A 21,713-nucleotide genomic window follows, 5' to 3' on the forward strand; every position below is an offset into this window, starting at 1 on the left:
CTGTGCTTGACGCTCCGATTTCGCACGCCAGCCTCTCGACGAACTTCCACCCAACTCGGATGCATATCCGTCGATGGGAACGGGCTGATAGCGGAAGGTCAGCTTTTTGGGTGCAGTCGCGCAAAGCTGCCGCTTTGCTATCGTCGGCAGCCGTCGCCATTACGGACATTTTTTCAACATGTTACGCCGCCTCATAGCGTCTTGAGCAACCGCAACAGCGCCAGCATTTCTATGGGACTCCCGCGTTTGAATGCGATGTAGCTCGCTTTTTGATTGCCGTGGAACCGGCGTTTGAAGGCCGCTTGTCCCTGAAGATTGAAGATTTTCTCGTTGATGCGTTTGGATCGAAACGCTTGCTCGAAGGACAGGCGCCATAGCCGGCTTTCTGGAAAGGCGCTCGCTTTGATGCCGGCGAGCGGGGACAGTCCAAATGACAGGTGGAGGCGGCCCTCCTCCCTAAATCGATCGGCTGCGAACTTGGTTAGACCGATCTCCGCATGCGCGGTGGTTCCGACGAGCTTGCGCTTGAAGGCCGCAGTGTACCCGACGACATCCCCATCTTTGAAGATCGGATCGAAGTCGAGAATGGCGGTCGCTTGGCCATCGGGATGAAGGAGCATGAACCGACGCATGGGAGGAGCAAGGAACGGCTCGAACGGTCGGTTCAGGAACCGCATCTCACGCCGGCTGACGATGCGTCCCGTTCGCCAGTTCGAAGAGATGTGCCGTACTTGCTCCGCGTCGATGACCGAGCCGTCGCACTCCAGAATCCGGTAGCCCTTCTTTCGCAGCCACGTCTCGGAATAGCGGATCGTCTCGTATCGCTTGCCGGCGAAGGAATGTGTTTCGAGAGGGAGTTCGCTTTCGATGCCGATCTGATTGATGTGGTAGCCGAGGCCCGCCAGTACGCCTGCGGTCGCATGGCCGATCTGTACGAAGCATGGATGCCGGGTCTGTGCGACGAAACGGCGGATGTAGCCATCTCGCTCCCCCTCGCCCGTAACGGGATCGCCCAGAACGAAGGCGTGGCCCATCTTGGTGGCGAATGCGATGTAACCCTTCTCGTCGCCAAAATAACGAAGTCCGGGCTGGACCGCAGTGGAATAGGCGAGCGAGAAGTCGCCATGGTCCCGGCATAAGCGAAGACGTGTCGCGAGGTCGGGTTCGAAGGGTGGGACGTCCGGCAGCCTGGACTCCAACCACGAATCCAACAGCGACTTGAGGCTTGGCATACGCCGTGGTTCCTGCGTGGGCTTAGCGGTGAATGGCCTGCGTCACGCCGATCGACGGTTCGCTTTTCACGGTGAAGGCGCATAGTCAATCATCGCCCGTCGTCCCCCAAGCGGATCTTCATGAGCCGAGAACCCATCGTCAGAAACGTCGTCATCATCGGAGCGGGGTTGGCCGGGCTGACAGCCGCTCACGCAATGCGCCGGCACGGCATCGAGCCGCTCGTTCTCGAGAAGAAAAGCGACATCGGGGCAACTTGGGAAAGACGCCATCCGCAGCTGACGTTAAACACACACCGCTCGCTCTCGTCGCTGCCGGGACTCAGCTATCCCCCCGGAACCGGAGCCTTTCCCAAACGAAGCGCCGTGATTGCGCATCTCAAGGCGTTTCGGGATCGGCATCGCTTCGAAATCCGCTACGGCGTCGAAGTCCTATCCCTAGCCAAGACGGATGGGCGGTTCGTCATCGCCACGAATGTCGGCCCTCTCCACGCCAAGTCCGTAGTCGTGGCAACAGGACGGGATGCAGTCGTGTCCGTCCCGCAATGGAAGGGCGTCGAGAGCTTCACGGGGAGAATCCTCCACGCAGCCGACTTCGGCGATGCCCGAACTTATGTCGGACGATCCGTCCTTGTGATCGGCGGTGGCAATTCAGGCTTCGACGTTCTCAATCATCTCAGCCGCGTTGCGACCGGGCCTGTCTGGTTGGCGCTTCGGCGCTCGCCCGGGCTTTTGCCCAAACGTCTCGGTGGTTTCGCGGTCCATCGGCTGTCGCCGCTCATGGCTACCCTTCCCATCCCGCTCGTCGATCGCCTTATCGGGTGGACGCAGAGGATCGCGTTTGGGGATCTCACCCGACACGGCTTTCCACCGGGACGGTTCGACGCTGCGACACGATTGACCGAGAATGACGTCGCGATCGCAGTCGACGACGGTGCGGTGAAGGCAATCAAACGAGGGCAGATCGCCGTGGTCGCGGAGGTCACGGAATTCTCGTCGTCAAGCGTGGTGCTGGCTGACGGCTCGACGGTGGCACCCGACATCGTAATCGCCGCCGTCGGGTATGCATCGGCACTGCCTCCAATGCTCGACCAACTGGACGCATTCGACGGGCTTGGCCGTCCACGCCTGCGACGTTGGCTCGGCGAAACCTCAGTGCCCGGACTTTGGCTGGTCGGAATGCAGCCCAGCCTGACGAGCTACTTCCGACAGGCTCATCGGGAAGCTGAGCAAGCTGCCCGGTCGATCGCCAAGATGCAGGTTGCCTGATTTCATGAGAAAAGTAGCGTGGGCGAGGATGGGCCGAAGGCCGAGAAGCAGCTTCGAAGAGAGTGTGCCGCCGAGCTCACATTCCGTAGACGACACTTCGAAGATGGGTGCATCGTTGCAGCACCGGCACCGCAAGAGCCGCCTGAATTCATAAACCCACGGCTTGCGCAGCAGGCGCAAAGAGGCATGGTCGGGGAAGAGCTCAAGACCTAACGAGACACCGCCAGCGGTGAACCGTCCTACCCTGAAAGCAAGACGGCAGGACTGTCGTAAACGCGCCATCAACTGTGGAGTCAGAAACAGGCATAGGTTGAAACGGTCTGCTTATCGTTTCCTTGCATGATAACTGTTCCTTACGAAGTCCCACCCTTTGTAGTGATGACAAGGAGGACGTCATGAACGTTGCCGCTACGGTGCCACCGGTGTCAGGACCACGCGGGCTCGACATGCCCAGCTTCGAGAGCATCCTTCAAAGTCTTTCCCATCCGGTGTTCGCAACTGGTGCCGATGGTAACCTGACCTATGCCAACGCCTCGGCAGAAGCCTCTTTCGGCGGATGGATGATTGGTCTCAACATCATCGATGTCTTTCCGGATTTCGCGCTCTCGAACATGAGCACGATCGAACCGTCGTCGTTGGTTCTCACAACGAAGAAGGACGTCGCCTACGACGCCCTGCTGACACCGTTGGGAGGCGGCCAGTTCGTGTTCGACCTGAGGCCGTCTACGGGACAAGAGCCGCCGGCCATCGCGAGCGACCTCGACGATCTAACCGGGCTTGCGAAGCGTAACATGTTCATGGCGCACCTAGCGGCTGCCCTCGTGCAGGGTGGCGGTCCGACAATCGCCGTCCACTGCCTGGACCTCGACCGCTTCAAAATGATCAACGATACGCTCGGGCATGCGATCGGAGACCTCCTTTTGAAGAAGGTCGCCGATCGCCTCACCAGCGCGTGTCGAAAGGGCGACATCGTTGCGCGCCTGGGCGGCGACGAGTTCGTCGTTCTTCAGCACGACGTTCGAGAGGCTAAAGAAGTGGAGAAGCTCGCGGCCCGCATCGTCGACCTTATCGGACGAACCTATGTTCTGAGTGGCCATACGATCAATATCGGAGCAAGCGTCGGCGTCACGCTACAAGGCAGCCTGACCCAACCCCGCGACATCTTACGCAATGGAGACTTGGCCCTATACGAGGCCAAGCGCGCCGGACGCGGTCGATACCGAATGTTCGAACCCGGCATGGACGACCTTCTTCACAAGCGTCGTGAGATGGAAATCGACCTGCGGCGGGCGTTGGCACTCAAGCAGTTCGAGCTGAACTACCAGCCCATCGTCGATCTCAAGAACGACAGCTGCATCGGCTTCGAGGCGCTGCTTCGCTGGAAGCATCCGCTCAAAGGCAACATCCCGCCCCTCGACTTCATCTCACTGGCCGAAGAAAACGGTCTGATCGTCAAGATCGGCGAATGGGTGCTTCGCACAGCCTGCATCGAGGCGGCGTCCTGGCCCAGTGACATGATCGTAGCGGTCAACGTTTCACCCCTGCAGTTCAAGGCCGACGCACTTCTAGAGACTGTCGCATCCGCCCTGAATAAGGCCGGACTGCCGGCCCATCGACTGGAGATCGAGATTACCGAAGGCGCTCTCCTAGATGACACGGACAACGTCCTGGCGACCCTTCATGCGCTGCGCGATCTTGGCGTAAAAATTTCGATGGACGATTTCGGCACCGGGTATTCGTCACTGAGCTACCTGCAGAAATTCCCGTTCAATAAGATCAAGATCGACCGCTCGTTCGTTGCCAGCGCGAATGCCGACAGCAGAGCGATCCTCCGTGCGGTCGCGGGTCTGGGCGCCAGTCTTGGCATGGCCATCACGGCCGAGGGCGTAGAGACCGCCGAGCAGCTTGCACGCATTCGAAGCAAACGCTGCACCCATGTTCAAGGCTACCTGACAGGCCGTCCCATGGCGGCGGATCTGATCGCGGCCTTTCTGGAAAAACCCAACGCCGACAGGAATGGAGATCCTCTATGAACCAAGGCTTGCACCGGCTCGTCTACTACAGCCGCAACCACCTATCCGATGACAGCACCAGTTTCACGGCGAATGTCGCGGACATTCTGGCCAAGAGCCGAACCAACAACACCCGTGACCAGATTACCGGAGCACTGCTTTTCAACGCCGGTTGTTTCGCGCAGGTCCTCGAAGGTCCGCTCGAAAACGTCGAGGCCGCGTTCGAACGGATTCAGCAGGACGACCGGCATGGCGACGTTTCGCTGCTTGCGCTCGACCCGATTGAGAGCCGCAGCTTCCCGAACTGGGCTATGGGTTTCGTCGGCACGTCCGCCACGGACGCCGCTCGGTTCGCTGGCATCGGTGCATCCAGCGGCTTCGATCCGTCGTATCTCAGCGGCGATCAAATCCATACGCTGCTGCGTGACTTGACGATCGAAGAAGAGGCGGCTGTGTGAAAACCTTCACAAGAGATAGGGTATGACCCGTTTCAGAAGTTAAAACTGGCGCCTCATATTGTTGGGGATGGGCCGAAGGCGGCCTGTCCGCTTTCGAGGTAGTCGAGCGAAAAGTTGCCATTCCGCAAACGATCCTTCATTGCCGCGACGTTTCGAGTGCCTTTTGAGAGTAGCCATTTAGAAGTAAGGAAAGCTTCCCGCCTTGCCGTCTTGCGATTATGCATCGCGTTGTAGCAGGTCGGCGAGTACGTTTCCTCAAAGATTGCGGCTACCCAGTGGTGTCGCTGGTGATGCACGCTTCTTCCATGAATAGGGAGCACCTTACGCTGCGTTCGATCTGCTTTGGGTTGGAGGTGCAGTTCATGCTTGAGGACGTGTCGCATGCCGTCGGGTGGTTCGCGATGATCACCGTGTCACTCCTCTTGGTTCGTACGCAGACTAGGCTCCGTCGCGTTGAGATGCATGCGGCCGCTCTCGAGGAACACGTCTCCTGGTACAAGCGCGCTCTGCACATGGCCGGGATAGGCGTTTGGGAATGGAACATGCGCGATGACGAGTGGCGCTGGTCTGAGCGCATGTACGAAATCATGGGCTTCCCGTCTTCGGAAGCGCCGCCTAAGAACGAGGCCTACTACAAACGCATCCCCGAAGCTGATCGGCATATTACGTACGCTAGAGAAGGGGAATGCGTCGGCGGTCGGCAGAGCCTTCGTAACGAGTACCGCTTCGACACGCCCGACCGTGGCATCCGCTGGGTACGCGATGCCGGCGATGCAGTTCTGGATGACGAGGGCAAGCCCACGCACATGCTCGGCGTGACGATCGACATAACGGACGAGAAGGCTAGCCTTGGGCTTTTGGAGCGGCGCGCGTCTACGGATGAGCTGACCGGCATTCCGAACCGCGCTGCCCTCCTGCACTATATGCAGCAAGCCGTTGTGACCTCTTCGGCGGAACGCAACATCGCCGTCACCTTCATTGACCTCAACGGCTTCAAGGCGGTCAACGATAACTTGGGACACGAGGCAGGGGATGACCTCCTGCGACGTGTCGCGACAGCCCTGCGTGCTGCGCTTCCACCCGAGACATTCGTCGCTAGGTTCGGCGGCGACGAGTTCGTATGCGTTTGCTGGACGTCTCCGACCGAGACCAGAAGCGACCTAAAGGCGATGGAACAGACCCTTGAGCGCGTATTCACGAGCATCATGGTGGATGGCTTGGATATGACGGTCGGGGCAGCCGTCGGCATGACGGTATCCGGCAACGGCTCGACCGCGGGCAGCCTGATCAAGGACGCAGATGGGGCGATGTACGAGGCGAAGGCGACCGGACGTTGGTTCGCGATGCGTACGGCCACCGTGCCAGATCAGGACAATTAATCGTCTGCTCACCGAGTAAGGACGACGCGGCAGCGCATATGAACGTCCCCTGCTGTTTAGTGTCGTCTGAAAGCGGGCCGACTGGAATTAAGCCTCCCCTGCCTTCTGATCGGTTTCAGATTTGGCCCGAAAGCGGGAAGTCAGCTTTCTGCTAGATCGCGCGGGAAGCTGCTGTTTTGGAAACGACCCTTCGCTGCCTTTTTGAAGCCTTAAACGCCTTCCCAAAAGCGGTCATCCGAACGCGCGAACAGTGTCCCGCTTATCCGTTTCCGTTGGACCATTTTGAAAAAGCGCATTTCAGGAACGATTTTTGGGAACGGGGAAGCCGCCTTCGGCCTGTCGTTGGAGCGCAGCACGAGCTTTCCTACTTCACGTTCCTTATCGGGAAGCCCTGTAGCGAAGCCCGTCCACCAGCAGCGATACCAGCAAGCGCGCTTGCGCCGGATCCTGGTTGCTTCCCGCGCGACAAAGATGAGCCACGGCGCGCAGCAGGTCATGCGGGCGGGCATCCGCCCGCACTTCGCCGGCAGCCACAGCCGCGTCGAGCAGCCCTTGCAGGGCGGGTTCGAGATGCCGGTCGAAATAGGCAGGTAACGCCTCGTAGGCTGAACCACCGGAGTAGAGCGACGACGCCAGGCCCCGCTTGGCGACGATGAAATCGACGTAGTGCTGCATCCAACGGTCCAGCGCTTCCCCGGGTTCGAACCGTTCGAGCAGAGTTGGGGCCTCGGCAGCACAGGCGTCCACCTCGTGGCGAAAGACGGCGGCGATCAGATCGGCACGCTGGGGGAAGTGACGGTAGATCGTCCCTACGCCGACACCAGCCTTCTCCGCAATGTCCCGCATCGGCGCATCGATTCCCGACGTGGCGAAGACTTCCCGCGCCGCCTGCACGACGGTGCCGATGTTGCGGCGGGCATCGGCGCGGACGCGACGACCGCCCGTTTCTCCCTCTGCTGCCTGATCTTCGTTTCGCGCCACAATCACCACCCTTGCTAACCGGAACACCGTTCCGTATAAGCAAGCGGACGGGCGTTCCGTTTCTATCGAATGCCTGCCCATCTGACTAGGGATGCAAGGATCGACAGCATGACAGAAGATCGCGTTGCGCTCGTGACCGGGGCCAATCAGGGGATCGGCCTTCAGATCGCTAAGGACCTAGCCGGAAGGGGAATGACCGTCCTCGTCGGCGCACGCGACTTGGCGAAGGGCGAAGCCGCCGCCCGGGAAGTCGGCGGTCGTGCCCACGCCGTGCAGATCGACGTGACGGATCAGGCATCGATCGACGCCGCAGCCGCGCGGATCCGCCGCGAGTTCGGCCGCCTGGACGTGTTGATGAACAACGCCGGCGTTTCGCGCGCCAAGTCGAACCAGCCGTTCGGTGAGGCGGTCAAGACCAACCTCTTGATCGATGCACCCGTCGACGATGTGCGGGTGGTGTTCGAAACCAACGTGTTCGGCGTCATCGCCGTGACCCAGGCGATGTTGCCGCTGCTACGCGAAGCCCCCGCCGGTCGGATCGTCATCACCGGCAGTTCGGGAGCGTCGCTGACGCTGAACTCCGACCCGTCGAACACCCATCGGCGGATGTTCGGCAACTATTCCGCATCGAAGACCGCAGCCCACGCGGTCATGCTCGCCTTCGCGCTCGCACTCGAAGACACCAACATCAAGGTCAACGCCGCCTGCCCGGGATTCACGTCCACCGGCCTCAACAACTTCAACGGCACACGTAGCGTTGAGGAAGGCGCGCGCGAGCCGGTTCGCCTCGCGTTGATCGGCGAGGATGGCCCGACCGGCACCTTCTCCGACGAGAACGGCCTCGTCCCCTGGTGATCGGCATCCGCCTCTACGCCCCCCTTCCTTCTCGTCACGGCGGCTTCGGACACGGATCTCACCGTCTTACTGGGCGATGGGGTGTCGAACGAAATCCTGTCGGACCGTCACGCCTTTTGTCCGCCCGCCGGCACGAACCACCGGTTGCGGTTCTGGACACCCATCTGCAAGCCTTGGAGCTTTTGCGCGACCCCTCCCACGTTCGCGATTACCGATCATCCGAATCGGTGGCGAGGCTGGAGGGATCCGGCTTTCGGATCGACGATGTGCAGGTCTGGCGGCTGCGCATGGAGTTCGTTTCGACTAACATCCGCACACAATCCTAAAGAACGACTGGCTGAGTCCTTAACTTCGGTCCTCTAACGTTCTGCGCTGGAGGTATTTCGCGTGGATCTGGTCCTCACCTGCCTTGGCGTCCTGAACGATCCGGCTCTACTGACGCTGGCAACGGTGGTTTGCGTGATCGGTGTGCACGGATCGTTCTCTGTTGCGCGTCAGGCGGGACGTTGCGAGGGCGCCGCACGCCGCAAATGGGCTGTTCTGTCATTGGTGGCTGCCGGCTGCACGGCTTGGGCGACCCACATGGTGGCGTTGCTCGCTTTTCAGCCCGGAATGCAGTCTGGCTTCGAGCCTGTCACCACGGCGCTCTCGCTCGTGCTGGCCATTTTGGGCATCGGGGCCGGACTGATGTTGGCGCTCGGACGGCGTGAGCGATGGCGACGCTTTGGTGGCGGCGTCGTGATCGGCCTCGGCGTTACGGTTCTCCACTATGTCGGTCAAGCGGCCTACGTCGTGCGTGGCCATGTCCAGTGGGACCACGAACTCGTTGCGACAACCATCTTGGTCAGCCTGCCGCTGTTTGGGTTGGCGACGCTTGCGTCCGTCGAGCGAAAGCGTGTGGTCAACTCGATGAGTGCACCCTTGCTGGTGTCGGCTATCGCCATCCTGCATCTTGGCGGCATGGCCGCAATGCGCTTGACGTTCGACCCAGGCGTTCCTCTACCCGCTTGGACGGTTGCACCGGAGCATCTCGCCCCGGTTGTCGCGATCGTTTCGTTTGGTCTCCTGTCCGTTTCCGTTATTGGCGTTCGCCTAACCCTCAACGCCAAAATCAAGCTGCGTACCGAGCGCGTCCGGCTGGGAGAACTGGCCAACCTTGCACTGGAGGGCTTGGCGATCTGCGAGGACGAGCGGATCATCACCGCCAACGATAGCCTTGCCAAGCTGTCAGGTTTCCGGCGGGACGATCTGTCGGGCATGGCGCTCAGCACGCTCGTGCCCAATTTCGATTGCCTGAGCCTGCCTGAGCGTGAGGAAGTGGATGCCGATCTCGTCTCGGTGTTCGGCGATCTCGTACCCGTTCGCGTGCTGCGCAGCGACGTGCGGCTAGCGGGACGGCTGCAAACCGTCATCGCCTTTCGCGATCAGAGCGAGCGTCTGCGCAGCGAGGCACGTATTCGAACGCTCGCTTTCGCCGATGCGTTGACTGGCCTTGCCAACCGTCCCCGCTTTCACGACACCCTCGCCGAACTAGTTGAACAGAACCAGGCGAGCGGCTTGCCCTTCTCGCTCGTTGTCTTCGATCTGGATGGCTTCAAGAGCGTCAACGACGCGTACGGGCATTCGGGCGGCGATGAGGTTCTGCGCGTGGTCGCCGAGCGCGTGCGGGCCCTCGTCGATCCGAGCCATCTTATCGCCCGCTTGGGCGGCGACGAGTTCGCCGTCCTTCTCCCTGGTAGCGCGGACCCTCTGGAGGGTACATCGATCGGGCAAAGGATCATTCAGGCGGTCGAGACGCCCATCACGATCGAACACCAGATCGCTCATATCTCGGCCAGCGTCGGCGTAATGCCCTCACAGATCGAGCACGTCGGCATAGCCGATCTCATGTCTGGTGCAGACCTTGCCCTCTATGACGCAAAGGCGAATGGGCGCGCGCGAGTCAGACTCTTTACGCCCGAACTACGGCGCGCTTCAAACGCGCGGCGAAGTGTTGCCGAGGACCTCCAGGAAGCTTGGGACAAGAGGCACTTCGAACTTTACTATCAGCCGCAGGTCGATCTGACCGACGGCCGTCTTGTCGGCGCAGAGGCGCTGATCCGGTGGAATTATCCCTATAAGGGTGTGCTATCTCCAGCTGCTTTCCTGTCGGTCCTGGAGGCGGGGCATCTGGCGTTACCGGTGGGCGACTGGATCCTGCGCACAGCCTGCCGGGACGCCATGAAGATACGGGCTGGTCGGGATGATTTTCGCATTGGTGTGAACCTGTTTGCTGCGCAATTGCGGGCACCCGGCTTCGTCGAGGAGGTCGAGGACGCTTTGCAAACGACGGGGCTGCCGGCGAGCGCATTGGAGTTGGAAATCACCGAGAACATCGTCTTGCGCAACGAGCGAGTGATCGAAAGCAACCTCGCCCGGTTGCGTGCGATGAGTGTGGGCATCGCCTTCGACGATTTTGGAACAGGCTTTGCGTCGCTGACGATGTTGAAGCAGCTTCCCATAACCCGGCTGAAAATCGATCGATCGTTCATCCGGGACATCGAGACGGACGAGAAGGATCAAGGCATCGTTGATGCCATCGTCCGCATGGCCCAAGGGTGTCGACTGGATGTCATTGCCGAGGGTATCGAGACCCGGGGCCAAGCGGATTACCTGCAGGGACGCGTTGCCGAAGCGCAGGGTTATCTCTTCGGCAAACCCATGGGGTTCGAGGCGTTCGAGGTGCTGTATCGGATGCAAGCACAGCGCTGCGAGGCGCGACTTACCGCGTGATGTCTTGAGATACGGCAGGGGGAGCGGTTGGATCTGCCTTCGTCGTCAGAGGCCGTCGGGACGCGAGCTCGGCGAAGGAGGTATGGCACAACGCTCAGTGAGACAGGGCTGGAAGAACCAAGGAATGGCAGAGCGCGATCAAGCGAAAAAAGCTGTTTTGGATCCAGTCTACGAACTCCCATACGCGCCCGTAGCTGATGGCTGCATCCGGAGGCCCGACAGATGGCAGCATCCGACATCGTGCCACCCGACAAAAACCACTTGCATCCCGGGGGCATTCACAGATGCCATTCAGCTTTCGACTGATGGCAGAAGCTAGAGTGGTTTCCGAACCGATTGGAACCATTGTCATCGCCCTGGCGGGCGACCGCTCTAGGGCGCGCGTCCGGACGGCGCCTGGGTCGCCGCGTCGGAGGCTGGGAGCGCCAAGCGGCCGTCTAGCAGCGTCTGAAGGAGGAGGCGAGCGGAGGATGGTGCGTCCAGCCGGTCCGAAGGGATGTGCAGGTCCGGCGCGAGCGGGCGCTCGTAATCAGACCCGATCCCGGTGAACAGTCGCAGGGCGCCGGACCGCGCGCGGGCGTAGAGGCCTTTGGGATCGCGACGGGCGCAGGTTTCGATCGACGCATCGACGAAGACCTCAAGAAACCGGACAGCGCCGACGATGCGCCTGGCCTCGTCCCGGTCGCGACGATAGGGCGAGATCAGCGACACGATGACGATCAGACCTGCATCCGCCATCATGTCAGCGACATGGGCGACGCGGCGGACATTCTCGCTTCGATCGCCGTCGGTGAAACCGAGATCGCCGTTCAGGCCGCGGCGCAGGTTGTCGCCGTCCAGCACGACAGTGCTAAAGCCCAGGTCTTGAAGCCGCAGGTCAACCTGATCGGCGATCGTGCTCTTTCCGGCGCCCGACAGGCCGGTCAGCCAGACCACGACGGGACGCTGCCCCAGAAGCGCTGCTCGACGCTGCGCCCCGACCTGGAGCGTCTGCTGCGGCGTTGCGTCGAATGCTATTTCGGAATCGCACGCGCTCATGCTCGACATCTCCTGGAGCCTGTTCTGGAGCATAGACACGCCTTCCTCCACCCGTACCGATCTGCCGGGCAGGGACCGAATGGAGGCGGGAGCGGTGCTGCCGGCAAAACCGGCGACGCCCGCCGTCCGTTCGGAGCGGACGACCCGAAGGGATGAGTAAGCGACGTCATCCACAGCGTCAGCAAGATTTGCGCTGATCCGACACAAGACCTGTTCATGTTCCGGAACAACCTCTAGACCGAGCGCGCGATGTCGTAGCCGAACAGGTGTTCGACGTCGGGATCGAGCTGTGAGCGCACGAAATCGACGTCTTCGGGCGTCAGCGGGTCGTACCGCCGAGGCTGGAACGGGGTAAGCCCGTTGCCCTTGTAGGATTGGAGCGCGGTGAGGTCCGCCTGATGTGCGCGGCCGAGCGCTTGCGCGAGCGCGTCGAGCACCACGTGCGGCGTGGATGCGAGGACGGCCTGGTCGAGCAGCGCCAGATGGTTGCATCGTGTCGTCAGTTCGCTCCACGACCGCAGCTTCGCCGCCCTCTTGCGCAGCGCGTTCGCGAACCGGAGCCGTGTCGCGGGATCGCGCTCGTGCAGCATCTCGCGGCCGAACAGGGGATGGCGCGGTTCGATCCCGCCGAACTCAGCGTCCCAGTAACTGTGCCATTCCGCTCGCAGGAACTGGGAGAAGGCCAGCGTCTTCAGATCGGGATGGGCGTGCCAGGGCTGGCGATGCAAGCTGCGGATCCAGTCGAACGGATCGCGCGCCACGACCATGATGAGAACGTTGGCTGGAAACAGGATCTGTTCGGGGACGAACCAGTGCTTGAACCCGTAAAAATCGGTGATCGCCTCGGCCCCAAAATTGGTGGAGACGAGCTTGCGAAGGACGTTGGTTCCGCTGCATCGCTGGCCGAAGATCTGCACTTGGTCCACCGGTTCGGGCGCGGTGTGCCAGAGGCGAAAGCCAGGGGTTGGCTGGACCCAACCGGCGTACTCGAGTCCCTCCAGGCTTGGTTGCAGACTCGTTGATGGCATAAGGTCCCTCGTGTTCCCTTTCCGAGCCTGTGTAGAGAGAGGGTCCCGCGAGCCGCAAGCTGACCTTAAGCCGCAAGGCCGACGCGCGTCGCTCGGCGGCAGCGGCCGGACGGATGGTCGGGCGGCCCCTGTCGGCTTGCGGGCGGATGGGGTTTAGACGACGCCGACGGGGAGAGCGGGGTGCCGACACCTCCGGCCCCCGCGCCGCGCTAGAGCGATTTCCGCTCGGATGGGATCATGAGCACGGAATGGATGTGAGTTCGCAGCCAGGCGGGAGGAGGAAGCGATGCCGTGGCATCCTGACCAACGAACAAAGCCGCTGCGCGTCGATAGTGGACCGGCAGCTTCCGTGCCGATCGTGATGAAAGCGGCTATTCCGCTATCGACTCATTTGAGACGCTAAGACGGGCCAGACAGCGACGCAAAGTCTCGGTTGCTATGCCCAAAGGCTTCGGGAACCAAACCAAACGGGATCTGTATTTGTGTCAGCGGATCGTGAACGTTCAGGCCATTGTGACCTCTAAGACCGGAGCGCTTTCGATTTAGGCCAACCCAACCCAACCCAACCCAGCCCAGCCCAACGTTCACGGAGACGTTCAGTGACCGAAGCCCTCTCGCCGCCCGATCAGAACCACGCCGAAGCGGTAACGAAAGTCGGCAAGATGATTGCCGCCAACAAGATTTGCATGCTCACCACGAGGGGTGAGGACGGCGAAATGCTGTCGCGTCCCATGGCGGTGGTGGAACGCGAGTTCGATGGGACACTCTGGTTCGTATCGCACGATAACACGCGTAAGGCCCGGCAGATCGGTCGCGAGTCGCGCGTCAACGTCACATACGCCTCCGGAAGCGAGTGGGTTTCCGTCAATGGCCGGGCGGAGATCGTGCGCGACGTCGCAAAACTGAAGGAGATGTGGGACGCCGGGGTCAAGGCGTGGTTCCCGGAAGGACCGGAGGATCCGAACACTGTCCTGGTCAAGGTCAGTGCCGAGGGAGCCGAGTACTGGGACGCGCCTAGCGGATCGCTGGTTTCGTCCGCCCTTTCGTTCGTGAAAGCTGCGGCAACCGGAGAACCATATAAGGTCGAGAACGAACGCATCGGGATTTGAGCCTAATTTGACATGGGAACCCCGTACCGCGCTTGGCCAACTGGGCTCCATGCGGTGCGGGGCGCATGTTCAGCGGAGCCACCCCAGCGGAAGTGTCATTCGGAGCGATGAAGCTGGGCTTCCGATCGAACCGATGCCAGATCTGCGTGCGGTCCAATCGGATCGTAGCAGGGCAAACTGCATCGTGTTCTCAAAGACGGCTGTCCGCGCATGCCCCTGACGAACGACACGTACTCTTTGGACAGACCTTCACGGCTTATCACGAGACGCTGGCAGAAACGTTCGCGGAACGCTGCGGTCAGCGGAAGTTCGAGTGATGCAATCCCCAAAAGTAATGGGCTGCGCCGTCCCTCCAGCCCTGTGCCAGCTTAAGGTCCGACAACTGTGCTCAAGCAGTTTCCAGGAAAGGTGAAGCCATGTCCCCGACCGTTCTCGAAGCCAGTCCTATTACGGACGCCGAGAAGGAAGCCTTGGCGCTCTCGATGATCGAGGTCTCGAAGCTGACCCGTGACCTGCTCATGATGCATCTGGCGACCATCGCCCTCTCGCCGGGTGAAGACGATTACATGCTCGCGCTCAACCCCCGCGCCCCCACCGATCTCACGGAGGCCGCCGATGAACTTGGTGTGCGTCGGCTCATCGCTGCGAAGGCCTATGAACGGCTGTTGGTCCGGAACTTGGTCGAGATCGATGGCAACACGGTCACCCTTACGAAGTCCGGCAACGAAATCCGCTCGCAGATCTCGACCGTCTACCGCATGGTCGGCGAGGACATTGCAGACCGGCTAAGCGCCAACAGGATTGAAGTCGTGAAGGGTGTTCTGGCCGAAGCCAAACGGAACATGAAGCGGGCGTTCAAGCGGAAAGGTTAAGCCCACGATCCAGGCAGGAAGCGCGCGAGCCGGAAGACATCCCGAATGTTCCAAAGGGCCGAAAGCTTCCTGTCCGCTTTTTGCAAAACGGACGTGAAAGCTGCCGTTCTGCATTTGCCCCCTCTCAGACGTTCGATCCCGTGATCACTACGTCCCAACAGCGGACATGCGCACTCGCTTGGCGTAGGGTGCTTCCAGCTAACAGGCTGGGTCGTCGAGTTCATGAACGTTCAAAAGGGCTCCCAAGGCGAACCATGGAAGCGGCTCCTGCCTCTCGCGCGCCGCGATACGCGCTCACTCGGGCGTGAGAACGATGTTCCCTCGGTCTACGCCTTCGTCGCCCGCCACCGTGAACACTTCAAGGCGATGACACTTCCCAGCGACGGGCTCGTCCTGCTGCTCGAAGGCACGAAGGAGGTCCGGTTCGGCATCGACCAGACGACCTATCATCCTGGGGAGGCCTTCGTCGCGAGCGCGGGCGTCACGATGGACGTCACCAATCTGCCCGACCCCGCGTCCGGCCAATACCGCGCCCTCTTCGTCCGCCTGCCGCGCCCCTTGATCGTCGAGGCCGCCCGGCGCTGGCCCCAGTTCGTTGGCCGATCGACGTTCGAGCCAAGGTTCCTCCCAATGGATTCGACGCTTGTTGATGTGCTGCTCCACGCGTTCGGAGCGGACGATCGAGCGATCCGCCATCCCATCTCGCCGCAACTTGCACAGCATCGCTTTCTCGAACTGGTTCTCGTGCTGGCCGAACGGGGCGCGCTGTCGCTGACCCCCAAATACGCCGGGCAGTCGACCGTCGATGCCCTCCGTCAAATCGTGCGGCATCGCCTGCACCATCCCTGGACCGTAGCCGAGGTCGCCCAACACCTCGACTGCTCGGCGGCAACCCTGCGGCGCCGGTTGGTGGCCGAAGGCCAGAGCTTCGCAAAACTCCTCCTGTCCGAGCGCTTGGCTGCGGCCCGCATCCTGCTATCCGAGCGCGGTGCCGACGTCGCCGACACGCTGGCGGCCACCGGCTTCGCGTCGCGCTCGCACTTTGCCGCGCACTACCGTCGCCTGTACGGCGAAGGGCCCTCGAGCGCCCGCCATCGCCAGAGGGAACCATCGAAATCGTTTTGATCGTTTCCGGCGCATTCCTGATCGTTTCCGGCCGCCTCGCATGCCCTGCGGCAGGTAGCTTTTCGGTGTCCAATCCACCCGGAGCCAGCCCATGCGCGCCTCGACCTTTGCGTCCGTCCTCGCCTTCGCCGCCCCCTTCTTTCTAGTCACGGCGGCGTCGGCCACGGATCTCACCGTTTCACTGGGCAATGGGGTGTCGAACGGGATCATGCCGGACCGTCACGCCTTCTGTCCGTCCGCCGGCACGAACCCAGCCGACATCAGCCCTGCCGTCGCGTGGTCCGCAGGACCGAAAGGGACGCAGTCCTATGCCCTGCGCATGCAGGACCCGGACGTGCCTGCGGCGCTCGACCAGATCGAGCAGCCCGGCGTCGTCATCGCGAAAGATGCGCCGCGCATCAGCGTTGACCATTGGGTCTTGGCGGACATCCCGGCCGACAGGCGCTCGCTCCGAGAAGGCGAGGACAGCGACGGCTTCACCAAAGGCGGCAAACCGACCGGTCCGACAAGCTACGGCGTGCGTGGGTCGAATGTCTACGCCAGCTTCCTAGCCTCCAAACCCGACATGGCGGGTCCCTATGGCGGCTACGACGGTCCCTGCCCACCGCGCAACGACAAGCGACCGCATCGCTACGTCGTCGAGGTTTTCGCGCTCGACATCGAGCGTCTCGCGCTGCCCGATGGGTTCACGGGCGACCTCATGGCGAACGCCATGGAGGGGCACATTCTCGCACGAGGCGCTGCATCCGCCACCTACAGCCGATGGGAGGACACGAAGTGAGCCCTAGCCAGCACGACCTTGCCGCCAACCAGTTCAGCCCGCAAGCCGACGCCTATGTCGCCAGCCCCGTACATGCTGGCGGCGCCGACCTCGATCGGATGCGTGCCCTGGCCGCCGCGCGCCGTCCGGCTCGGGCGCTGGATCTGGGAACGGGCGGGGGGCATGTCGCCTATGCCCTGGCGCCCCATGCCAGAACGGTGGTCGCCTGCGACCTGTCCCCCGACATGGTCGCGGCCGTGGAGCGGGAGGCGGCGCGCCGGACCTTTGCGAACGTGACGGGAAGGGTCGCACCCGCCGAACAGTTGCCCTTTGCCGACGGTGAGTTCGACCTCGTCGCCAGCCGCTTCTCCGCTCATCACTGGGCCGACATGGCCTGCGGCCTGCGGGAAACACGGCGCGTGCTGAAGGTCGGTGGAACGGCGGTGTTCGTTGACGTTATCGCACCACCGGTTGCCGCTTTGGACACCCATCTGCAAGCCGTGGAGCTTCTGCGCGACCCCTCCCACGTTCGCGATTATCGACCATCCGAATGGGTGGCGACGCTGGAGGGAGCCGGCTTCAGGATCGACGAGATACAGGTCTGGCGGCTGCGCATGGAATTCGCTTCGTGGACGGCGCGCATCGCCACGTTGCCCGCCTCCGCCGCAGCGATCCGATCGCTGCAAACCAGCGCCGCAGCGACGACGACGGCCTACTTTGCGATCGAGCCGGATGGGTCCTTCGAATTGGATGTGGCCTGGTTCGGAGCAACCGCTTTCTAGGCCGCCTGATAGTCCGCTTCCCACCTGTTTCGACTTGAAACGGACTATCGGCTTTTCATCCTTCTTCGCCATCTGTCGACCCGGGTGAATCGGGCCGAAAGCAGACCGGCAGCTTTCAGTGTGATCGAGCGGAAAGCCGCCGTTCCGCTGTCGACCCTTTGCAGACGAACGGTCCGTTTGCTGGTAGGACGGACCGCATGACGGACCAGGCCAACATCCACGTGCAGCGCGCCGATCATATCGGCTTCGCGGTCGCCTCCCTCGATGAGGCCCTTCGGTTCTGGGTCGATGGGCTTGGTGCACGGCTCGTGCGCACGGGCGAGATGGGTGGCGAATTCCTTGGTCAGGTGACGGGCGCGCATGGAGCACAGGTTCGCATGGCGATCGTCTCGCTGGCGGATCAGACGATCGAACTCTTGGAATATCGGGGGTTGGATCGGCCAAACGTGCCGGCGAAGCCGTTCGACCCGGGTTTTGCGCATCTGGCCCTCGTGGTCGATGATATCGACGGGCTCCTTGCGCGAATTGGCCCCTACGGCTGGACGGCGCAAGGCAAGCCGCAACCGATCACTAGCGGCGCGCGGGCCGGAACGCGGGTGATCTACGCCGTTGGTCCTGACGGCGCGACGATCGAGTTCATGCAACCGCCAGCTATCGCGCAAGACTACTGATTTCGCTGGATCAGCGTCCGCTTTCCACCCAGTTGAGCCGATTGGCGAGGAGGAAGCAGACGTTCCGGAGTGGTCCATCCGCTTTCGACCCTTTGGAGACGTCCGAGGGCGTGTCGGCCTGCTCTGCGAACCTGCCAATCTAGTGGGCTACACCCGGCAGCCCCCGGAGGAAGGTGACCAGTTCGTCGACCAGCAGGCGCACGCGCTGAATACGCAGACGGCCCGGCACGGCTAGGATCGACAGAGGAACGGGTTCGGGCGCGTAGTCTGGAAGAACCCTTTCCACGACGCCGCTTTCAAGGAGGTCGTCGACCAGCCAAAGGTGGGCGGGCGCGATACCCCGGCCCAGCGCGATCGCCTCGCGTGCCGCCAGCCCATGATCCATAAGCAGTCGGTCTCCGAAAGGCAGGGTCGCGGTGCTCCGGTCCGGACCCCGCAGGACCAGCGTTCCGCTATCGGCTACGTTGCTCATGCGGATCGTGCGGTGGAGTCGCAAGTCGTCCGGTGATGTAGGCGTCCCATGTCGTTCGAGATAGTCGCGCGCGGCGACGAGGATGCGATGCGACGCGCCGACGTGCTTGCGATGCATCGAGCTGTCGGCCAGCGCCCCAAGCCGGATCGCGATATCGGCGGCCTCTTGAACGAGGTCGATCCGCACGTCGGACAACTTGAGGTCGATCTCGACACGGGGATACCGGTCCTGGAAGGCGAACAGGGCGCGCGCGACGTGACGGACACCGAGCGCAGCGGTGCAGGAGACGCGGACCGAGCCCGACAAGGCGTCGCTCGCCTGGTGCAGGCCCTCGCCCGCCTCGTCCACCAGCCGAAGGATGACGCGGGCGTCCTCCTGATAGCGCGCGCCTTCTGGTGTCAGGGTAAGGCGGCGCGTCGTGCGGTTGATCAAGGTGGTGCCCAGCGCCTGCTCGAGTTCCGCCACATGCCGGCTCACAGTCGCCTGACCGAGGCCTTCCTCGCGCGCGACCGCCGAGAAGCTGCCGCGTTCCGCCACTCGGACGAAGCTGCGCATGCGCTCCAGCGTAACGTCGGATCTATCCACGAAACGGAACGATCATATGCATTGGCTCCAGCTTCCAGATGAACGTGTGAGCATCTAGCTCCGTGGTCTGAGAACCGGAAGAGGTGCCGTCCCATGAACGTCCTAATCGTCTCCGCCCATCCCGAGCCCCGCTCACTGACCAACGCCATGCGCGATGCGGCGGCGGAACAACTGCGTAGTGACGGGCACGCCGTGCGCGTTACCGATCTCTACGCCGCCGGCTGGAAGAGCGAAGTCGACCGCGCAGACTTTCCCACCCTGCCTCCCGGGCAGCGCCTGCGGGTGCCGCAAGCCTCCGGCGAAGCCTTTGCGTCAGGCGCACTGACGGGGGACGTCGTGCAACAGCAGGAAGGCCTGTTGTGGGCCGACGCCCTGATCCTGGCCTTCCCGCTCTGGTGGTTCTCGATGCCCGCGATCCTGAAGGGATGGATCGATCGGGTCTATGCCTATGGCTTTGCCTACGGCGTCGGCGAACACAGCGACACGCGCTGGGGCGACCGCTACGGAGAGGGACGTCTGGCCGGCAAACGTGCCATGCTCGTCGTCACCGCCGGCGGTTGGCCTTCGCACTACGGGCCGCGCGGCATCAACGGACCGATCGACGACCTCCTGTTTCCGATCCAGCACGGGGTCCTGTTCTATCCCGGCTACGAGGTTCTGCCGCCCTTCGTGAGCTACCGGGCCGACCGGATGGACGAGGGAGGCTTCGAAGCTACCTCACAGGAGTTGCGTACGCGTATGACAGACCTGTTCACGGACACGCCGATACCCTTCCGTCGGCAGAACGGGGGCGACTACGCGATCCCGACGATGGAACTGCGCCAGGAAGCTGCACCCGCGCACGTCACTGGGTTCGCGGCGCACCGCATGCCAGATTGAACGTCCGGTTCTGCTACGCGCTTAGCCGGGAGCGGACCGTCGCCTTTCCACCCTCCCCTGCCTTCCAGTCGGTTTCAGATAAGGGCCGAAATCGGACCGGCAGCTTTTGGGCACGATAAGCGGCAAAGCTGCCCTACGGTTTCAACCCGAAGGAGAAGCTACCCGAGCGGGGGCGGTCATGGTTGGAGATCCCAAGCATTCGGTTCCTGAGCCGTGTTATGGATGGAAGATCCGACCTGCAGGCCGTTCCATGACCAGACGCCCACTTCTCCACGATGCGATCGGTGCAGCGATTTCCCGAACGGCAGCGGCTGAGGTTGCAACGTCGAGCAGGACGAAGTCCGCCGGGGCGCCGATCCGCAAGCCGTAGTCACGCGCCATCAGCCGGGCGGCATCCGCGGAGACCATCGCGAAGACGGCTTCCATCTCCTCGTCGCGGGCGAGTTGCGCGACGTTGGCGTAAAGGTTCGCCATGCGGATCAGCGAGGCATCGCCGAACGGCGTGAATGGGTTCAAGACGTTGTTCGTGGCAATCGTCGCGGTAACGCCGGCTCGGCGCAGAAGGTGGGCAGGTGCCACGCCTCGCGGTACGAGGCGTCTGATATCGCGGCCGGTGAGGAACAGATCGGTCGCGGGCAGGACGGTCACGGCGATGCCGGTCGCCGCCAGTCGCCGTGCCACGGCGTCCACCGCCTCCGGCTCGATCGCCGAAAGCTTCGTCGCATGGCCGACCGAGACGCGCCCGCCGAAACCGCGCCGCTCCGTTTCCTCCATGACATGGGGAAGCGCGGACCCTTCGGGATCGAGATCTAAATCGACGTGGAAGTCGACCAGCGTTCCGAAGCGTTCCGCAAGGTCAAATATACGCCGGACATGCCCAGCGGGATCCGGATCGGTGTAGGGGCAGCCGCCGACGAGATCGGCGCCAGCGGCCAGCGCATCCGACAAAAGGTGCTCCGTCTCCGGCTCCTGCGTCAGCCCTTCCTGCGCAAAGGCGCAGATCTCGATGTCGATCGCGAAAGCGTAATCGTGCTTGATGCGCCGGATGGCGGCCAGCGAACGAAGGCCGGCGCGCGGATCGACCTCAACGAACGTGCGCAAGAGCATCGTCCCATGCAGGATCGCCTGCTCGACCAGATTGGCGGCGCGAGCGTAGACATCCTCCTCGGTGAACGCTGCCTTCGCTCGCGCCGTTTCGCGGACGGCCTCCGCCAGCGTGCCCTCGCAGATCGCGCAGCGGTCGAGGATGCAAGCCTTGTCGAGATGGATATGACAGTCGACGAAACCGGGAAACGCCAGCCGTCCCGCCGCGTCATATTCGGACGCGGCGGCATCGAGGTTTGGCGTGATCGCCGCGATCCGCCCGTTCTCGACGCCGATATCGACGAAGTCGCCGCTCGTCGCGACGCGGGCGTTGCGCAATACGAAATCCATTCG

19 protein-coding genes are annotated in these 21,713 nt (G+C 62.4%); 13 read left to right on the forward strand and 6 right to left on the reverse strand.

Annotation, left to right across the window (positions count from 1 at the left end; all coding sequences use genetic code 11):
• Nucleotides 1–191: 191 nt before the first annotated feature.
• A complete protein-coding gene (locus M673_RS22605; RefSeq protein ID WP_061979006.1) occupies nt 192–1,232 on the reverse strand; it encodes a phosphatidylglycerol lysyltransferase domain-containing protein in 1,041 nt (346 codons plus the stop codon).
• A 120-nt stretch (nt 1,233–1,352) separates the two neighbouring features.
• On the opposite strand from M673_RS22605, the gene M673_RS22610 reads away from it, so the two are divergent.
• From M673_RS22610 to M673_RS22625, 4 genes are all read left to right on the forward strand, one after another.
• Nucleotides 1,353–2,498 (forward strand): flavin-containing monooxygenase, encoded by a 1,146-nt coding sequence (locus M673_RS22610; RefSeq protein WP_061979007.1) that lies wholly within the window; start codon nt 1,353–1,355, stop codon nt 2,496–2,498.
• A gap of 395 nt (nt 2,499–2,893) precedes the next feature.
• Complete coding sequence (locus tag M673_RS22615) at nt 2,894–4,531, forward strand: putative bifunctional diguanylate cyclase/phosphodiesterase (protein WP_061979008.1); 1,638 nt, start codon at nt 2,894–2,896, stop codon at nt 4,529–4,531.
• A complete protein-coding gene (locus M673_RS22620; protein WP_061979009.1) occupies nt 4,528–4,968 on the forward strand; it encodes a BLUF domain-containing protein in 441 nt (146 codons plus the stop codon). Before M673_RS22615 ends, M673_RS22620 begins: the two co-directional genes overlap by 4 nt.
• 362 nt (nt 4,969–5,330) lie before the next feature.
• Complete coding sequence (locus M673_RS22625) at nt 5,331–6,347, forward strand: sensor domain-containing diguanylate cyclase (protein ID WP_187301373.1); 1,017 nt, start codon at nt 5,331–5,333, stop codon at nt 6,345–6,347.
• A gap of 378 nt (nt 6,348–6,725) precedes the next feature.
• Here M673_RS22625 and M673_RS22630 read toward each other — a convergent pair whose 3' ends face one another.
• Complete coding sequence (locus tag M673_RS22630; protein ID WP_244493294.1) at nt 6,726–7,328, reverse strand: TetR/AcrR family transcriptional regulator; 603 nt, start codon at nt 7,326–7,328, stop codon at nt 6,726–6,728.
• Between the two features lie 108 nt (nt 7,329–7,436).
• Here M673_RS22630 and M673_RS22635 point away from each other — a divergent pair, with 108 nt between their 5' ends.
• Nucleotides 7,437–8,183, forward strand: coding sequence for an SDR family NAD(P)-dependent oxidoreductase (locus tag M673_RS22635; protein WP_061979011.1), 747 nt, complete (start codon nt 7,437–7,439; stop codon nt 8,181–8,183).
• Between the two features lie 387 nt (nt 8,184–8,570).
• The gene (locus M673_RS22645) at nt 8,571–10,955 is read left to right on the forward strand and encodes a bifunctional diguanylate cyclase/phosphodiesterase (RefSeq protein WP_061979013.1); all 2,385 of its coding nucleotides are present in this window, start codon (nt 8,571–8,573) and stop codon (nt 10,953–10,955) included.
• Between the two features lie 372 nt (nt 10,956–11,327).
• Here M673_RS22645 and cysC read toward each other — a convergent pair whose 3' ends face one another.
• Both cysC and M673_RS25035 read right to left on the reverse strand, forming a co-directional pair.
• The gene (gene cysC / locus M673_RS24765) at nt 11,328–12,167 is read right to left on the reverse strand and encodes an adenylyl-sulfate kinase (protein ID WP_244510325.1); all 840 of its coding nucleotides are present in this window, start codon (nt 12,165–12,167) and stop codon (nt 11,328–11,330) included.
• A 59-nt stretch (nt 12,168–12,226) separates the two neighbouring features.
• Nucleotides 12,227–12,910, reverse strand: a complete 684-nt coding sequence (locus M673_RS25035; protein WP_061979014.1) for a hypothetical protein — start codon at nt 12,908–12,910, stop codon at nt 12,227–12,229.
• A gap of 710 nt (nt 12,911–13,620) precedes the next feature.
• Between M673_RS25035 and M673_RS22660 the strand changes: the two genes are divergently transcribed.
• From M673_RS22660 to M673_RS22685, 6 genes are all read left to right on the forward strand, one after another.
• Entirely contained in the window at nt 13,621–14,130 is a 510-nt protein-coding gene (locus M673_RS22660) for a pyridoxamine 5'-phosphate oxidase family protein (RefSeq protein WP_202814335.1), read from the forward strand.
• 416 nt (nt 14,131–14,546) lie between these two features.
• Nucleotides 14,547–15,002: a hypothetical protein gene (locus M673_RS22665; RefSeq protein ID WP_061979016.1), complete on the forward strand. Its 456-nt coding sequence runs from the start codon at nt 14,547–14,549 to the stop codon at nt 15,000–15,002.
• A 222-nt stretch (nt 15,003–15,224) separates the two neighbouring features.
• Entirely contained in the window at nt 15,225–16,127 is a 903-nt protein-coding gene (locus tag M673_RS22670; RefSeq protein ID WP_061979017.1) for a helix-turn-helix transcriptional regulator, read from the forward strand.
• A 91-nt stretch (nt 16,128–16,218) separates the two neighbouring features.
• Complete coding sequence (locus M673_RS22675; protein WP_061979018.1) at nt 16,219–16,908, forward strand: YbhB/YbcL family Raf kinase inhibitor-like protein; 690 nt, start codon at nt 16,219–16,221, stop codon at nt 16,906–16,908.
• The gene (locus M673_RS22680) at nt 16,905–17,669 is read left to right on the forward strand and encodes a class I SAM-dependent methyltransferase (RefSeq protein WP_244493292.1); all 765 of its coding nucleotides are present in this window, start codon (nt 16,905–16,907) and stop codon (nt 17,667–17,669) included. The genes M673_RS22675 and M673_RS22680 overlap by 4 nt, the downstream gene beginning before the upstream one ends.
• Before the next feature lie 197 nt (nt 17,670–17,866).
• Complete coding sequence (locus M673_RS22685) at nt 17,867–18,340, forward strand: VOC family protein (protein ID WP_082640080.1); 474 nt, start codon at nt 17,867–17,869, stop codon at nt 18,338–18,340.
• A 139-nt stretch (nt 18,341–18,479) separates the two neighbouring features.
• On the opposite strand, the gene M673_RS22690 is transcribed toward M673_RS22685, so the two are convergent.
• Nucleotides 18,480–19,397, reverse strand: coding sequence for a LysR family transcriptional regulator (locus M673_RS22690; protein WP_061979020.1), 918 nt, complete (start codon nt 19,395–19,397; stop codon nt 18,480–18,482).
• A 93-nt stretch (nt 19,398–19,490) separates the two neighbouring features.
• Between M673_RS22690 and M673_RS22695 the strand changes: the two genes are divergently transcribed.
• The gene (locus M673_RS22695; RefSeq protein WP_061979021.1) at nt 19,491–20,276 is read left to right on the forward strand and encodes an NAD(P)H-dependent oxidoreductase; all 786 of its coding nucleotides are present in this window, start codon (nt 19,491–19,493) and stop codon (nt 20,274–20,276) included.
• 216 nt (nt 20,277–20,492) lie between these two features.
• Here the strand turns inward: M673_RS22695 and M673_RS22700 are convergent, their stop codons facing one another.
• The gene (locus tag M673_RS22700; protein ID WP_061979022.1) at nt 20,493–21,710 is read right to left on the reverse strand and encodes an amidohydrolase family protein; all 1,218 of its coding nucleotides are present in this window, start codon (nt 21,708–21,710) and stop codon (nt 20,493–20,495) included.
• Between the last annotated feature and the right edge of the window lie 3 nt (nt 21,711–21,713).

The organism is Aureimonas sp. AU20, assembly GCF_001442755.1.
Lineage (GTDB): Bacteria > Pseudomonadota > Alphaproteobacteria > Rhizobiales > Rhizobiaceae > Aureimonas.